This is a genomic window from Klebsiella sp. I138, assembly GCF_051131765.1.
GTDB lineage: Bacteria > Pseudomonadota > Gammaproteobacteria > Enterobacterales > Enterobacteriaceae > Klebsiella.
The window spans coordinates 3,560,195-3,574,105 of record NZ_CP180447.1 but is presented as its reverse complement, the minus strand read 5'-3'; the positions used below and the strand labels follow the sequence as shown (position 1 = coordinate 3,574,105).

The following is a 13,911-nucleotide window of genomic DNA, read 5'->3' as shown; positions in this document are numbered from 1 at the left end:
AAATCTCAGAAAGTTGTGAACCCCGTCATCCTGTTCTCTTGACGCTCTTTTGCGCGCATGTTAACCCAATGTTTTGCTTTTTTTTGGCCCGTCATAAAAAGGAAAACTCATGCTTAACTCTGTGCGTTATGGCCTGCTGACCAGCGGATTAATTCTCAGCGGCCTGGCCTGCGCCGCCCCGGCGGGCGACCTGCCGCTGATGCCATGGCCCGCTCACGTTGAACGTCCGCAGACGTCGGGTGCGCTGGTGTTGAATAATCAGCTGACGCTGAACGTCACCGGCGATGATTTGGCAGAAGCGGCCACCCGCTGGCGTGAGCGTATTGCCCGCCAGACCGGCTGGATGCTGCAACCGCAAATGGCGCCGGCTAAAACGCCGACGATTAACGTGGTCATTGCCAGAAAAGTGCCGGCAATTCCCCGTCCTGACAGCGATGAAAGCTACCAGCTGAAGGTGACCGCCGAGGGCATTACCCTCAAGGCGAATACCCGTTTTGGCGCCCTGCGCGGGATGGAAACGCTGCTTCAGCTGATCCAGAACGGAGCAGACAATACCGTCATTCCTTATGTCACGATTGATGATGCACCGCGCTTCCCGTGGCGCGGGCTGCTGCTGGACTCCGCTCGCCACTTTATGCCGTTGGATGCTATTAAGCGCCAGATTGACGGTATGGCCGCGGCCAAACTGAACGTTTTCCACTGGCATCTGACCGACGATCAGGGCTGGCGTTTTGCCTCGACGCGCTATCCGAAGCTGCAACAGAAAGCCAGTGACGGGCTGTTTTATACCCAGGCACAGATGAAAGAGATCGTCCGCTACGCGGCGGACCGTGGTATTCGGGTGGTGCCTGAAATCGATATGCCGGGTCACGCCTCCGCTATTGCGGTGGCTTATCCGGAGCTGATGAGCGGTCCTGGGCCCTACGAAATGGAACGTCATTGGGGTGTTCTAAAACCGGTGCTCGATCCGACTAAAGAGACCACCTACGCTTTTGCTGAGGTGATGATCGGTGAACTGGCGGCTATCTTCCCGGACCCGTATCTGCACATCGGCGGGGATGAAGTTGACGACAGTCAGTGGAAAGCGAACCCGGCAATTCAGGCATTTATGCGTGAGAAAGGGCTGGCCGATAGCCACGCATTGCAGGCTTACTTCAATCGCAGGCTGGAGTCGATCCTCGAAAAATACCACCGCCAGATGGTGGGCTGGGATGAAATTTATCACCCGGACCTGCCGAAAAGCATTCTGATCCAGTCCTGGCAGGGCCAGGACGCGCTTGGCGAGGTGGCAAAGCAGGGCTATCGAGGGATTCTCTCCACCGGTTTCTATCTCGACCAGCCGCAGTATACCGCCTATCACTATCGCAATGAGATCGTACCGCAGGGGCTGAACGGCGTGGATACGATTGGGGATAATGACAGCGCGCAGAGCTGGAGTTTCTCCATGCCGCGACTGAAGGGTAGTGCGGTTGAGGGGAGCTTTACGCTGGTAAAAGGAGAGGGTGGATGGCGCGGGTTTGTTGATTTTAAAGGTAAGTCTCGCCGTGCCGTGCAGGATATTGAATGGAGCGATGACGATCGACTGACCTTCCGCGTGGATACCTGGATGGGGGAGACCCGACCGGTATTAACCGTGAACGATGACAAACTGAGCGGCTACTTCCTGCTTGGCAATACCCGATATCCGGTTAGCGGGCAGCGGCTGGAGGCGATTCCTCAGGGTACGCCACCGGTGGTGCCGGATGCGCAACAGCAGAAGAATCTGCTCGGTGGTGAAGCCGCACTGTGGGCAGAAAACGTGGCGGCGCCGGTGCTGGATATCAAACTCTGGCCGCGGGCGTTTGCGGTGGCGGAGCGTCTGTGGTCGGCGCAGGATGTTAACGACAGCGACAATATGTATCAGCGGCTGCAGGCGATGGACAGCTGGTCAACGGTCTCGGTTGGCCTGCAGCAGCATAGCCAGCAGCTGGTGCAGTTTACGCGTTTAGCCAACGGCGGCAGTACGCTACCGCTGCAAATTCTCGCTCAGGCGCTGGAACCTGCACACTACTACACCCGCCAGCATCTGAAATTCCAGGCCGACCACTATCATCTGTTTGAGCCGCTCAACCGCCTTGCCGATGCTTTACCTGCGGAAAGTCTCACCGTGCGCAACCTCGACCGCTGGGCGGCGCGCTTGACGAGTGATGCCGAAGACAGTGAAAGCGCGGATGCGCTGCGCCACATCTTTACCCTCTGGCAAAACAATATCGCCGATGCTCAGGCGCTGACGGAAAACAGCTATCAACTGGCGGCAATAAAGCCGGTGGTGGCACAGGTGGATAAACTGGCGACGTTGGGATTGCGGCTAACCGACCTGGTAGCGCGTCAGGGAACGCTGGACGATAAAGAGTATGCGTCGGTCCAGGCACAGCTGGACGAAGCGGCGAAAACGCAGGATGAGCTAGTGATTGCGGCGGTTTACCCGCTGGAAAAACTACTGAGGGCGACGAAGGTCGAGTAGTTAAATTCCCTCACCCGGCGCGGCGATAAAAAGGCGCATGGGTGAGGGAAAAGCGATGATTAGCGACGAATCGCGATCGCTTCAATTTCGATCTTCACGTCTTTCGGCAGACGAGCCACTTCAACGCAGGAGCGCGCCGGGAAGGTCGCGTGATGTTCGGTAAAGAACGCTTCATAAGCGGCATTCACGGTAGCGAAGTCGTTCAGATCTTTAACGAATACGGTCGTTTTAACAATGTCGCCGACTTTCAGGCCTGCGGCTTCAACGATAGCTTTGACGTTGTCCAGAGACTGGCGCGCCTGAGCGGCGACATCTTCCGGCACGCTACCGGTTTTCGGGTCGACGGGGATCTGGCCGGAAGTGATGATCATGCTGCCCAGATCAACACCCTGAACATACGGGCCGATTGCTGCTGGTGCATTTTCCGTCGCGATAGTTTTAGACATGAGTTCTCCTGAATAACAGCATTATTAAGTAGTGACGCAAAATCCTTCGAGTTGCATCGATGCGGCAAGGGGCGAACCGCCCGCACGGCCAACAAAGAAACAGCTTGAAGGATAGCGCGTATGGAACCCGGCCATTATAGGGAGCCGGGTAGCCAATACCAACCTCAATTAGTTGGCCAGAACCACATAATGCGAAAACTCTTTTTCACAATATTTGCACTTCAGCGCGATATCGTTTTCCCGTTTTTTCACCGCAAAGCTGGAAGAGACGGGCTCAGCATGGCTGATGCAGTTGCTGTTCGGGCAGATCAGTACGTTGTTAATCCGATCCGGCAGATTAGGGCGTGACTTACCGACCACTTCATAATCGTCGATACGGTTAACCGTCGCATGCGGGGCATACAGCGCCAGCTGGTTAACCTGCTCGTCGGTCAGGAAGGTATTCTCAATTTTCACCAGGTCCTTGCGGCCCATTTCGCCTGACGGCAGGTTCAGGCCGATGGTGATACGCTGATCGGTTTCGGTCAGCTTGAACAGCGTCAGCAGCTTAAAGCCCACCTGTGCAGGGATGTGGTCGATGACGGTGCCACGTTTGATGGCTTCTACCTGCAATTTATTATCGTGTGTCATGGTCGTTTCCCCTTACAGAGCCAGCTCGCTATTCAGTACCAGTGCCAGTAACGCCTGGCGCGCGAAGATGCCGTTGCCGGCCTGCTGGAAGTACCAGGCGTGCGGCGTTTTATCGACATCGGTGGTGATTTCATCAATGCGCGGCAGCGGGTGCAGCACTTTCATATTCTGACGTGCGCCTTCAAGGTCGGTGGCGCGCAGGACAAACTGCGCCTTCACGTTGGCGTACTCCGACGGATCAAGACGCTCTTTCTGTACGCGGGTCATGTACAGAATATCCACCTCTTCCATCACCTCATCGATGGCGCTATGTACGCTCCAGGCAATGCCTTTCTCATCCAGCATATCGAGGATGTACTGCGGCATCGCCAGCGCATCCGGGGCGATAAAGTAGAAGCGGTTGCCGTTAAATTTCGCCAGTGCCTGGGTCAGTGAATGGACGGTGCGGCCATACTTGAGGTCACCGACCATCGCGACGTTGAGGTTCTCCAGGCGGCCCTGGGTTTCCTGAATGGTGAACAGATCCAGCAGGGTCTGCGTCGGGTGCTGGTTAGCGCCATCGCCGGCGTTGAGGACCGGGATCCCGCCGGAAAATTCGGTCGCCAGTCGCGAAGCCCCTTCCTGCGGGTGGCGCATGACTATCGCGTCAACGTAGGTGCTGATGACCGAAATCGTGTCGGCCAGGGTTTCCCCTTTTTTGCCCAGGGAGGTGTTGCTGCTGTCAGAAAAACCCACCACGCTGGCGCCGAGACGGTGCATCGAGGTTTCAAACGACAGACGGGTGCGGGTGGAGGCTTCAAAGAAACAGCTGGCGATAACCTTGTGCTTCAGCAGTTCCGGCTGTGGATTCGCTTTCAGTTTTGCAGCGGTCGCCAGTACCAGTTCGAGGTCTTCTCGGCTGAGATCGTTTATGGAAATGATATGTTTTTGATATAGCGGGTTAGCCATGTTTATCTCCTGACGCCTGGGCAAAAAAAAAGCCCCTTAAATAAGGGGCTTCGAGAATTCATTGAGCAACGGAAAGAAAAACGCTACGCCAGCGCCTGTTTTCAGACGCGGTAAGACAGAATGTCGTACGCAGTAGACCATGCTTCCTCCCGGCAAATCGACCGGCATTATACGCAGCTCAAATTTCGGATCAAGCGATTAGTACACAAACAAGAAAACGATTGCTTCGATAAGGCTGCGCCAGCGCAAAAAACCGCAAAAAAGAGGTGGTATGGCAGTTTGAAGGGGCGTATAAAAACAAAAATGAAAAGCTGTTTTATCTTTGAGGGTTATTATGATCGTTGGTCACATTCATCATCTGCAGGCCTGGCTACCGGACGCGCTGCGTCAGGCGATTGAGCACGTCAAAGCCAACGTCAGCGAAGAGACACCGCTCGGCAAATACGATATTGACGGTAACAATCTGTTTTATATGATTTCGGAAGACACGACGGAACCTCTCGCCGCCCGTCGCGCCGAATATCATGCGCGCTATCTGGATATCCAGATTGTGCTGCGTGGCCAGGAAGCCATGACGTTCAGCACCCAGCCTGCCGGCACGCCGGATATTGACTGGCTGGCAGAAAAGGACATTGCGTTTCTGTCCGCCGGCGAAGAGGAGAAAACCATCATCCTGAACGCGGGAGATTTTGTGGTGTTTTACCCAGGCGAAGTGCATAAACCGCTATGTGCCGTGGGGGAACCGGCCAAAGTACGCAAGGCGGTGGTGAAGGTACTGATGCCATAAGAAATACCCCGGCGGTGCGGGCCGGGGTAAGGGTTTGGTACGGTCTGGTAGCCCGGACTGGCATAAGAGAGCCACCTCCAGGGGGAATCGTACCAGGCCCGTTATTTACTGAGCGTCGCGACCATAACCGCTTTGATGGTATGCATGCGGTTCTCTGCCTGGTCGAAGACAATGCTTGCCGCCGACTCAAAAACTTCGTCGGTCACTTCCATGCCGCCATGCAGGCCGTATTCAGCCGCCATCTGCTGGCCAAGCGTGGTCTGATCGTCATGGAAGGCAGGCAGGCAGTGCAGGAACTTCACCTGCGGATTGCCGGTCAGCGCCATCATTTCGCTATTCACCTGGTAAGCACGCAGTAGCGCGATGCGCTCCGCCCATTTCTCTTTGGCCTCGCCCATCGATACCCACACGTCGGTATAGATAAAGTCTGCGCCCTTCACGCCGGCCGCAATATCGTCGGTCAGGGTGATGTTGCCGCCGTTTTTCTGCGCCAACGCCTGGCATTCGGCCACCAGGCTCGCTTCTGGCCAGCAGGCTGCCGGGGCAACCAGGCGCAGATCCAGCCCGGTCAACGCCGCGGCTTCCAGCATGGAATTACCCATATTGTTGCGGGCATCACCGGCATAGACCAGGGTCATTTCGTTAAAGGCTTTCCCCGGCAGATGCTCCTGCATGGTCAGCAAATCCGCCAGCAGCTGGGTGGGGTGAAACTCGTTGGTCAGGCCGTTCCACACCGGTACGCCAGCATAGCGGGCGAGCGTTTCGACAATTCCCTGCCCATGGCCACGATACTGAATGCCGTCATACATCCGGCCCAGCACGCGGGCGGTATCTTTAATCGATTCTTTATGGCCGATCTGGCTACCGCTTGGCCCGAGATACGTCACGCGGGCACCCTGATCAAATGCGGCAACTTCGAAAGAGCATCGTGTACGGGTGGAGTCTTTTTCGAAGATGAGCGCGATGTTTTTCCCTGCAAGATGCTGGATTTCAATACCGTTTTTCTTATCGGTTTTCAGTCTTGCCGCCATCTTCAGCAGGGTGGTGATTTCAGCAGGGGTAAAATCAAGTAATTTTAAAAAATGCTTCTGGTAAAACGCGGACATGATTCCCTCACATGGCTTAAGCCACTTATTGAATTAAAATTCAATTTATATGTATGAATATTCATTTGCAACCCCGTTGCACAAATCTTTCGCACAAAGGTGGAGGCAATCACGGCGGTATGTGACAATAGAAGTATCTGTCGCACATTATGAGGAACGAGCCATGGCAAACCCGGAACTACTGGAAGAACAGCGTGAAGAAACGCGTCTGATTATCGAAGAGCTGCTCGAAGACGGCAGCGATCCGGACGCGCTGTACACCATTGAACACCATCTCTCTGCCGACGACTTCGAAACGCTGGAGAAAGTGGCGGTAGAAGCCTTCAAACTGGGTTACGAAGTGACCGAGCCGGAAGAGCTGGAAGTGGAAGAAGGTGAAGTGGTTATCTGCTGTGACATCCTGAGCGAAAGCGCACTGAAGGTGGAACTGATTGACGCCCAGGTTGAGCAACTGATGACCCTGGCAGAAAAATTCGGCGTGGAATATGACGGTTGGGGCACTTACTACGAAGACCCGAACGGCGAAGATGGCGATGAAGAAGATGACGAAGATCTCGTCGATGAAGACGACGACGGCGTTCGCCACTAAGCAAGTCTGCACGTCATCCTTCAGGCCGCGTTTTGCTGGCTACGCACAGAAACCCCGACGACAAAGAGAATGATGTCGCCGGGGTTTCGTCTCGTTATACCCTGAATGATTTTGTGTATATTTGGATACGGTAATGGCCGGTGGCCGTTACCGTATAGCAAGGAACCTCCATGGACTACCCGCAAATACTCGCCCCCGTACGCAATTTCCTGCACTGCCCGACGCCACAGGCGTGGATTGATGAAGCCCGCAAACCGGAAAATCTCCCGCTACTGCTGACGGACCATATGGTCTGCGAGCTAAAAGCGGCGCAAAACGCGCTGCTGCTGGTGCGTAAATATGTCGCTGATAAAGAAGGGGCCGATGAGCTGCTGGCCTGCCTGAAGCCGTATGAAGATTTTACCTACCGCTGGGGACCCGAGCCGGATTTCGTGGCGCTGCATAAACAGATCAATAAAAGCACGATGCCGCAAACCGACGATCCCTGGGGCCGTCAACTGATCGACAACATGGTGCTGCTGATTAAAGAAGAGCTGCATCATTTCTGGCAGGTGCGGGAAATGATGTTGGCCCACGATATTCCTTACGTCAAAATCACCGCCAGCAATTACGCCCGCGGTCTGCGTAGAGAGGTGCGTTCCCATGAACCGGTGATGCTTATCGATAAGCTGATCTGCGGAGCCTATATTGAAGCGCGCTCCTGCGAACGGTTTGCCGCGCTGGCGCCGTGGCTGAATGACGATCTGCAAAAATTCTACCTGTCGCTGCTGCGCTCGGAAGCGCGGCACTACCAGGACTATCTGGATCTGGCGCAGCAGATTGCCGAAGAGGATATCAGCGAACGTATTCACCAGCTTGGAGAGGCGGAGGCGGCGCTGATTAACGCCCCGGAGGCCGAATTCCGCTTTCACAGCGGCGTCCCGGTCAGCGCCTGAAAGAGATTGCTCCCGAAGGCGCTGCTATGCACCTGTCCGGGCTAAGAAACCGCACGAACCCGTAACGCGGTCAGCGTAGCGCCACCGGGGAGGAGCACTGAGCTGAGAGGCTACAGCGCTTTTAGCATCCGCACTTCGCAATCGACGTGGCCAGTACTGCCAAGCGGCCCGTCAATATGGGCGAAACCAAGGTGCTCGTATAGCCCCACCGCCTCTTTCAAAAAGGCTGTTGTTTCCAGGTAGCAGCGTTTAAAACCCTGCTCGCGAGCATGATCCAGCGCGAGCAGCGCCAGTTTTTTCGCCAGCCCCTGGCCGCGGGCGGAGGTCATAAAATACATTTTCTGCAGCTCGCAGATATCCGGTTCGCTATGGGCCAGCGGGGCAATACCACCGCCACCGACAACCCGACCATCTTGTTCCACCACCCAGTAAGCGGAGCCCGGCTGACTGTAAAGCTCAAACAGCTCATCCAGATTGGGATCGGCTACCGTGTAGCCTTTATCTGCCGTCAGCCCGTACTCCGCAGAAACCTGGCGGATAACGTTGGCGATAGCGGCATTGTCTTCAGCGGTAATGCGGCGCAGTGATGCCGTCACGGTCGCGATCGTATTCATACGATTTCTCATAGCAAAAAAGGGTGGATGGTGTTGTTAATAACATCGGGAGCGGGGGGAGTGCAAGCGGGTATCGCGGATAAAAACGCCCCTTGCCTGACAGCGCAAGGGGCGGGAGGATTACAGCGCGGCGATCACGGCCTGCTGCTCGATCAGTTTGCTTTTGGCTTCTGCATAACCTTCCAGCTTCTCGCGTTCTTTAGCGATAACCGCTTCCGGTGCGCGGGCGACGAAACCTTCGTTAGACAGTTTGCTCTCGATACGGCTGATTTCACCTTCGATTTTCGCCACTTCTTTTGCCAGACGCGCCAGTTCATCTTCTTTGTTGATGAGACCCGCCATCGGGATCAGCAGTTCGGCGCCATCGATGATTTTGGTCACCGAAACCGGGCCTTTCTCGTCCGCAGGCAGCACGGTGATGCTTTCCAGACGCGCCATGGACTGCAGGAAGCTCTGGTTATCACTCACGCGACGCTGAGCGTCGGCGCTGCAGCCACGCAGCAGCAATTCAAGCGGTTTACCCGGCGCGATGTTCATTTCCGCACGGATGTTACGTACGGCGATGATAGCCTGCTTCAGCCATTCGGTATCGGCCAGCGCCGCAGCATCAACCTGCGCTGCATCGTAAGCCGGGAACGGCTGCAGCATGATGGTGTCCACGTCGATGCCGACGATGGTTTTCACACGCTGCCAGATGGTTTCGGTGATGAATGGAATGATCGGGTGCGCCAGGCGCAGCAGACCTTCCAGTACGGTGACTAGCGTGTTACGAGTGCCGCGAAGCTCAGCCTCAGAACCGCCGGTCATCACCGGTTTGGTCAGCTCCAGATACCAGTCGCAGAACTGGTTCCAGGTGAACTCATACAGGATACCTGCGGCGATATCGAAGCGGAAGTTATCCAGCGCTTCGCGGTATGCTTTCACGGTCTGATTGAATTCGGCGAGGATCCAACGGTCAGCCAGCGACAGCACTTTCTCGCCGCCGTTGAAGCCGCAATCCTGATCTTCGGTGTTCATCAGCACGAAGCGGCTGGCGTTCCACAGCTTGTTACAGAAGTTACGATAACCTTCCAGACGCTTCATATCCCAGTTGATGTCGCGACCGGTAGAGGCCAGCGCCGCCAGGGTGAAGCGCAGGGCGTCGGTGCCGTGCGGTTCGATGCCGTTCGGGAACTGTTTTTCCGTACGTTTGGCGATTTTTTCTGCCAGCTGCGGCTGCATCATATTACCGGTGCGTTTCTCCAGCAGATCCGGCAGGGAGATGCCATCAACCATATCCAGCGGGTCAATCACGTTGCCCTTGGATTTGGACATCTTCTGCCCTTCGTCGTCGCGAATCAGGCCGGTCATATAGACGGTCTTGAACGGAACCTGCGGCTTGCCGTTTTCATCTTTGATGAAGTGCATGGTCATCATGATCATGCGGGCAATCCAGAAGAAGATGATGTCGAAGCCGGAGACCATTACGCTGGTCGGGTGGAACTGACGCAGCGCATCGGTATTTTCCGGCCAGCCGAGGGTAGAGAAGGTCCACAGCGCTGAAGAGAACCAGGTATCCAGAACGTCTTCGTCCTGACGCAGTGCCACGTCAGCGGCCAGGTTATTTTCCTGACGCACTTCGTCTTCGGTGCGGCCAACGTAGACGTTACCGTCGTTGTCGTACCATGCCGGGATCCGGTGACCCCACCACAGCTGACGGGAAATACACCAGTCCTGAATATCGCGCATCCAGGAGAAGTACATGTTTTCGTACTGTTTCGGTACGAACTGGATGTCGCCATTTTCAACCGCTTCCACGGCCGGTTTCGCCAGCACATCGGCACGCACGTACCACTGGTCGGTCAGCATCGGCTCGATAACCACGCCGCCGCGATCGCCGTACGGCACGGTCAGGTCGTGTGGTTTGATTTCTTCGAGCAGGCCCAACGCGTCAATAGCGGCAACCACCGCTTTACGCGCGGCAAAGCGTTCCATTTTCTGGAATTCTGCCGGGATTTCATTAGCGTAAACGTCGGATTCGTTGCCTTTGGTGTCATACACTTCCGCGCTTTCACGGATATCGCCGTCAAAGGTCAGAATGTTGATCATCGGCAGCTGATGACGTTTGCCGACTTCGTAGTCGTTAAAGTCATGCGCCGGGGTGATTTTCACGCAGCCGGTGCCTTTTTCCATATCAGCGTGTTCGTCGCCGACGATCGGAATGCGGCGGTTGACCAGCGGCAGAACGATGAATTTGCCAATCAGGTCTTTGTAACGCGGGTCTTCCGGGTTAACGGCCACGCCGGTATCGCCCAGCAGGGTTTCCGGACGAGTGGTGGCAACCACGAGGTAATCTTTGCCATCGGCGGTTTTCGCGCCATCGGCCAGCGGGTAGCGGATGTGCCACATCGAGCCTTTAGACTCGCGGTTTTCCACTTCCAGATCGGAGATTGCGGTGCGCAGTTTCGGGTCCCAGTTGACCAGGCGCTTACCGCGGTAGATCAGATCTTCTTTGTACAGGCGCACAAAGACTTCTTTGACGGCATTGGAGAGGCCTTCATCCATGGTGAAGCGCTCACGCTCCCAGTCCACGGAGTTGCCAAGGCGACGCATCTGACGGGTAATGGTGCCGCCGGATTCCGCTTTCCACTGCCAGATTTTATCGATAAAGGCATCGCGACCGTAGTCGTGGCGGGTTTTTCCTTCTTCTGCGGCAATCTTACGCTCAACCACCATTTGGGTTGCAATACCCGCGTGGTCGGTACCGGCCTGCCACAGAGTATTTTTACCCTGCATGCGCTGGTAGCGAATCATGGTATCCATGATGGTTTGCTGGAAGGCATGACCCATATGCAAACTGCCGGTGACGTTCGGCGGCGGGATCATGATGCAGAAGCTCTCCTGGCTTTCATCACCATTCGGTTTGAAATAGCCCTGCTTTTCCCAGTGCTCGTAGAGCGGCTGTTCGATATCTTGTGGGTTGTATGTCTTTTCCATTATTTCCAGGTTGCCGTATTCAGGTTGAAACCAGCCATGCGATACGCTTTGTAGCGTTCGCGCGCCAGTTGTTTCAGAGAATCTTCGTAAGGGACAAAGTCTATCACTTCTGTGAAAGCGGTGGCAAAATCTGCAAAGTTTACCCGCAGACTGATCAGAATATCCCGCGGGCTGCTGTTGCGCTTTTGCGGCCAGGCAATCTCCACCGGCGCTCCACCTCTGGGGCCTTCTCCCGCCAGATTATGCGGGACGAAACTTTCCGGAGGTCGTGCCCACAGCGCTTCATCCAGACGGATGGCCTGCTGCTCGTCTTCACAGGCGATGAGCACGCGTTTGCCGCTGCGCCAACGTTCTGCGGCAACGTCACACACCAGCTGCTCGACGGCGCTCAGGCCGTCGGCGGTGTTGTCGTTATCGAGCAGGTAGAACGTCGCATTCTTCATAATCTATACCCATTGTCTTTCTGGCTGCCTCTTTGTTGGCTGCCCTCACTCACCCCAGCCACATAGTTATCTATGCTCCTGGAGATTCGCGCGGTTGCCGCCGCGATGCAACCTGAAATCCAGAGGGTATAGAATGTAATGGGGGAACTGAACCCGGCAAGTCAGGCCTACCGGGTACGATTTGTTTTACTCTTCGCCGTTAAAACCGGCGCGGTTGAGCAGGAACTGCGACAGCAGGGCGACCGGACGACCGGTGGCGCCTTTGGCTTTCCCGGAGCGCCATGCGGTACCGGCAATATCCAGGTGCGCCCAGTTGTATTTACGGGCAAAGCGCGACAGGAAGCAGCCGGCGGTAATCGCGCCGCCAGGACGCCCGCCGATGTTGGCCATATCCGCGAAGTTAGACTCCAGCTGATCCTGGAATTCATCGCCCAGCGGTAAGCGCCATGCGCGGTCGCCTGCCAGCTCGGATGCGCCGATCAGCTCGTGGGCCAGCGGATTGTGGTTAGACATCAGGCCGGTGATGTGATGGCCCAGCGCAATCACGCAGGCGCCGGTCAGCGTCGCCACGTCAATGACGGCTTCTGGCTCGAAACGTTCGACATAGGTCAGCACATCGCACAGCACCAGACGGCCTTCCGCATCGGTATTGAGTACTTCAACCGTCTGACCGGACATCGTCGTCAGGACATCGCCCGGACGATAGGCGCGGCCGCCTGGCATGTTTTCACAGCCGGCAAGCACGCCAATCACGTTCAGTGGCAGCTGTAATTCTGCCACCATACGCATCACGCCGTAGACCGCCGCAGCGCCGCACATATCGTACTTCATCTCGTCCATGCCTTCGGCAGGCTTGATCGAGATGCCGCCGGAGTCAAAGGTCAGCCCCTTGCCGACCAGCACGATTGGACGCGCGTCTTCCGCCGGATTACCTTTGTATTCAATCACCGACATCAGCGATTCGTTCTGCGAACCATTGCCGACGGCCAGGTAAGAGTTCATCCCCAGCTCTTTCATCTGCTGTTCGCCGATCACGCGAGTGACGACATTTTTGCTGTAGGTGTCGGCCAGCTGGCGGGCCTGAGAAGCAAGATAGGCCGCGTTGCAGATGTTTGGCGGCATGTTGCCAAGATCTTTTGCCGCTTTGATGCCGGAAGCAATAGCCAGTCCGTGCTGGATGGCGCGTTCGCCGCTGGTCAGCTCGCGACGGGTCGGGACGTTGAAGACCATTTTGCGCAGCGGACGACGCGGCTCGCTTTTGTTGGTTTTCAGCTGATCGAAGCTGTACAGCGTCTCTTTGGCGGTCTCAACGGCCTGGCGAACTTTCCAGTAGTTGTTACGACCTTTCACGTGCAGTTCAGTCAGGAAGCAGACCGCTTCCATTGAACCGGTATCATTCAAAGTATTAATGGTTTTCTGAATGACCTGTTTGTACTGACGCTCGTCCAGTTCACGCTCTTTGCCACAGCCAATCAGCAGAATACGTTCTGACAGAATATTTGGCACATGGTGCAGCAGCAGCGTCTGGCCAGGTTTTCCTTCCAGTTCACCGCGACGCAGCAGCGCGCTGATATAACCGTCACTGATTTTATCGAGTTGTTCGGCAATCGGGGAGAGGCGACGCGGTTCAAAGACGCCGACTACGATACAGGCACTCCGCTGTTTCTCCGGGCTACCGCTTTTTACACTGAACTCCATGCACTACGCTCCTGAATCTTAAAGACAACGACGGTGGCTACGGATAGAATTGAAAGCTTTCGTAACTCATGTCCGCTGTTGCGGTGACTTCGTGTTAATCTTAACGTTATTACGGCTTTGGTTCGTCAGAAAAAAACCTGATACGCGGAACCAATAAGTCATTTAATCTTAGCGATGATTTCGAAGACCAAAGAGAATAAATGACGTTTAAGCCATGAAACAAGCAATTTTCCTGC

The 13,911-nt window shown here is 55.6% G+C and carries 15 protein-coding genes; 4 read left to right on the top strand and 11 right to left on the bottom strand.

The window, feature by feature from the left end:
* Window positions 1–109: 109 nt before the first annotated feature.
* A complete protein-coding gene (locus ACMYSK_RS16680) occupies window positions 110–2,503 on the top strand; it encodes a beta-N-acetylhexosaminidase (RefSeq protein ID WP_434637021.1) in 2,394 nt (797 codons plus the stop codon).
* A 59-nt stretch (window positions 2,504–2,562) separates the two neighbouring features.
* On the opposite strand, the gene ridA is transcribed toward ACMYSK_RS16680, so the two are convergent.
* The 5 genes from ridA to ACMYSK_RS16655 form a co-directional block, all read right to left on the bottom strand.
* The gene (ridA, locus tag ACMYSK_RS16675; protein WP_004857278.1) at window positions 2,563–2,949 is read right to left on the bottom strand and encodes a 2-iminobutanoate/2-iminopropanoate deaminase; all 387 of its coding nucleotides are present in this window, start codon (window positions 2,947–2,949) and stop codon (window positions 2,563–2,565) included.
* 168 nt (window positions 2,950–3,117) lie between these two features.
* Window positions 3,118–3,579 carry an aspartate carbamoyltransferase regulatory subunit gene (gene pyrI / locus ACMYSK_RS16670; protein WP_434637019.1) on the bottom strand — a complete coding sequence of 154 codons (462 nt, stop codon included), beginning with the start codon at window positions 3,577–3,579 and terminating at the stop codon, window positions 3,118–3,120.
* Window positions 3,580–3,591: 12 nt separating this feature from the next.
* Window positions 3,592–4,527 carry an aspartate carbamoyltransferase gene (gene pyrB, locus ACMYSK_RS16665; RefSeq protein WP_434637017.1) on the bottom strand — a complete coding sequence of 312 codons (936 nt, stop codon included), beginning with the start codon at window positions 4,525–4,527 and terminating at the stop codon, window positions 3,592–3,594.
* A gap of 2 nt (window positions 4,528–4,529) precedes the next feature.
* Window positions 4,530–4,589 carry a pyrBI operon leader peptide gene (locus ACMYSK_RS16660; protein ID WP_112150686.1) on the bottom strand — a complete coding sequence of 20 codons (60 nt, stop codon included), beginning with the start codon at window positions 4,587–4,589 and terminating at the stop codon, window positions 4,530–4,532.
* Complete coding sequence (locus tag ACMYSK_RS16655) at window positions 4,564–4,668, bottom strand: pyrBI operon leader peptide (protein ID WP_080773194.1); 105 nt, start codon at window positions 4,666–4,668, stop codon at window positions 4,564–4,566. The genes ACMYSK_RS16660 and ACMYSK_RS16655 overlap by 26 nt, the downstream gene beginning before the upstream one ends.
* 193 nt (window positions 4,669–4,861) lie before the next feature.
* On the opposite strand from ACMYSK_RS16655, the gene ACMYSK_RS16650 reads away from it, so the two are divergent.
* A complete protein-coding gene (locus tag ACMYSK_RS16650) occupies window positions 4,862–5,314 on the top strand; it encodes a YhcH/YjgK/YiaL family protein (RefSeq protein WP_434637015.1) in 453 nt (150 codons plus the stop codon).
* Window positions 5,315–5,415: 101 nt separating this feature from the next.
* Here the strand turns inward: ACMYSK_RS16650 and argF are convergent, their stop codons facing one another.
* Together argF and argL are read right to left on the bottom strand one after the other, a co-directional pair.
* Window positions 5,416–6,420: an ornithine carbamoyltransferase gene (argF, locus tag ACMYSK_RS16645; RefSeq protein WP_434637012.1), complete on the bottom strand. Its 1,005-nt coding sequence runs from the start codon at window positions 6,418–6,420 to the stop codon at window positions 5,416–5,418.
* Window positions 6,390–6,485 (bottom strand): putative translational regulatory protein ArgL, encoded by a 96-nt coding sequence (argL, locus tag ACMYSK_RS16640; protein ID WP_434637010.1) that lies wholly within the window; start codon window positions 6,483–6,485, stop codon window positions 6,390–6,392. Before argL ends, argF begins: the two co-directional genes overlap by 31 nt.
* 98 nt (window positions 6,486–6,583) lie before the next feature.
* Between argL and rraB the strand changes: the two genes are divergently transcribed.
* Together rraB and miaE are read left to right on the top strand one after the other, a co-directional pair.
* The gene (gene rraB, locus ACMYSK_RS16635; protein WP_434637008.1) at window positions 6,584–7,009 is read left to right on the top strand and encodes a ribonuclease E inhibitor RraB; all 426 of its coding nucleotides are present in this window, start codon (window positions 6,584–6,586) and stop codon (window positions 7,007–7,009) included.
* A gap of 170 nt (window positions 7,010–7,179) precedes the next feature.
* The gene (gene miaE / locus ACMYSK_RS16630) at window positions 7,180–7,944 is read left to right on the top strand and encodes a tRNA isopentenyl-2-thiomethyl-A-37 hydroxylase MiaE (RefSeq protein ID WP_434637006.1); all 765 of its coding nucleotides are present in this window, start codon (window positions 7,180–7,182) and stop codon (window positions 7,942–7,944) included.
* A gap of 110 nt (window positions 7,945–8,054) precedes the next feature.
* Here miaE and ACMYSK_RS16625 read toward each other — a convergent pair whose 3' ends face one another.
* The 4 genes from ACMYSK_RS16625 to pepA form a co-directional block, all read right to left on the bottom strand.
* Window positions 8,055–8,558: a GNAT family N-acetyltransferase gene (locus tag ACMYSK_RS16625; protein WP_434637004.1), complete on the bottom strand. Its 504-nt coding sequence runs from the start codon at window positions 8,556–8,558 to the stop codon at window positions 8,055–8,057.
* Between the two features lie 120 nt (window positions 8,559–8,678).
* Window positions 8,679–11,534: a valine--tRNA ligase gene (locus tag ACMYSK_RS16620; protein WP_434637002.1), complete on the bottom strand. Its 2,856-nt coding sequence runs from the start codon at window positions 11,532–11,534 to the stop codon at window positions 8,679–8,681.
* Window positions 11,534–11,977 (bottom strand): DNA polymerase III subunit chi, encoded by a 444-nt coding sequence (gene holC, locus ACMYSK_RS16615; protein WP_434637000.1) that lies wholly within the window; start codon window positions 11,975–11,977, stop codon window positions 11,534–11,536. The genes ACMYSK_RS16620 and holC overlap by 1 nt, the downstream gene beginning before the upstream one ends.
* Before the next feature lie 186 nt (window positions 11,978–12,163).
* Complete coding sequence (pepA, locus tag ACMYSK_RS16610; protein WP_434636998.1) at window positions 12,164–13,675, bottom strand: leucyl aminopeptidase; 1,512 nt, start codon at window positions 13,673–13,675, stop codon at window positions 12,164–12,166.
* Window positions 13,676–13,911 lie beyond the last annotated feature (236 nt).